Raw genomic sequence first — 1565 nt, 5'->3', positions numbered from 1 at the left:
TCGTGCTGTATTTTATTTGTATCCTGATACTCGTCAACCAGTATGTAATCAAACATATCCTGCCATTTTTGTCTTATTTCCTCATTTTCTTTAAAAAGTTTAACTACATTTAAAAGAAGGTCATCAAAATCCATAGCATTAGCAAAAATCAGCCCTTCCTGATACTTCTCATAGATAGTTCTTATATGTGGAAGCTGCATTTCATAAAAATCAAGTAAAGACTCATCTAAATTCTGCTTTATCTGTGAAATTATATTTTTTAATCTTTCAGGTTTATAAAGGTCTTTGTCTAAATTTGCCTCTTCAACAATGTCTTTTAATAGTTTTTTACTGTCTTCTTCATCATAAATGGCAAAATCTCTGTTGTATCCAAGGCGCTGGGCTTCTATTCTGAGTATTTTTGCTGATAAACTGTGAAATGTTGTTATCCAGTTTGGCTCTTTTTCAAGACCAAGGGCATTTTTTACCCTTTCTTTCATCTCGCTTGCTGCCTTGTTTGTAAATGTAATGGCAAGTATCCTATCTATATCAATACCAAACTCCTGTGTTAAAAACATTATTTTATGTGTAATAACCCTTGTTTTTCCTGAACCTGCACCTGCTAAAACCAAAAGAGGTGAATCAAAATATAAAACTGCTTCTTTTTGTGCTTCATTTAATCCTTCTAAAATACTACTCATCTTTATCCCTTTAAAGTTTTTATGTACTGGCTGTAAATTCCTTCTTTTTCTAAAAGCTCATAGTGGGTTCCTTCTTCTATTATTTTACCTTTATCAAGAACATAAATATAGTCTGCATTTTTAACAGTTGATAATCTATGGGCTATTAAAATAGTTGTTTTATCTTTTAAGTAATCCTCTAAATTTTTCATTAGCTTTTCTTCTGTTTTATAATCAAGGGCTGATGTGGATTCATCTAAAATTACAACTTTTGGTTTAGAAAGTATCATCCTTGCAATTGCAAGTCTTTGCCTTTCACCTCCAGAAAGCCTAACTCCATTTTTACCAACCAATGTATCAAGTCCTTTTGGCATCTTTTTAACAAATTCATCTGCAACTGCAATTTTTAAAGCTTCCCATATTTCTTCTTCTGGAATGTCTTTTCCAAGTGTTAGATTAAATCTTATTGTATTATTAAACATTTGAGGATTTTGCAGTACAACATATACATTTTCCCTGACAACGTCAAGACCTATATCATTCACAGGAACACTGTCATAATAAAGCTGTCCTTTATCTACAGGATAAAAACCAACTATAATGTTTGCAACTGTTGTTTTTCCACTTCCTGATGCTCCAATTATTGCTATCTTGCTTTTTTCAGGAATGTTCATGTTAACTGCTTTTAAAACAAAATTTTCCTTATCATAAGAAAACCATACATCCTCAAGTTTTATGGAAACGGTAGTTTTATTTTTAAATGGATTTTTTAAATGTGGATATTTTGGTTCTGTTTTCAAAGATAAATCTCATTTAGTCTTTGAAGTGCCACATTTGCAGAATGAAAGAGTACTGTATTGAAAGTATTTCCTGAATAGTGTCATCATTACCCATAAGTACCCAAAA

General features: G+C 31.3%; 2 protein-coding genes. Both read right to left on the bottom strand.

Features of this window, described 5'->3' with window-relative positions:
- Positions 1–680, bottom strand: a 680-nt coding sequence (locus tag HG1285_RS02060; RefSeq protein ID WP_008289222.1) for a UvrD-helicase domain-containing protein, incomplete at its 3' end; no start/stop codon positions are given.
- Positions 681–682: 2 nt separating this feature from the next.
- A complete protein-coding gene (locus HG1285_RS18475; RefSeq protein WP_008289221.1) occupies positions 683–1459 on the bottom strand; it encodes an ABC transporter ATP-binding protein in 777 nt (258 codons plus the stop codon).
- Positions 1460–1565 lie beyond the last annotated feature (106 nt).

Source organism: Hydrogenivirga sp. 128-5-R1-1 (genome assembly GCF_000171895.1).
The sequence above is the reverse complement of the archived record's forward strand: the minus strand, read 5'-3'. Positions and strand labels throughout refer to the sequence as shown.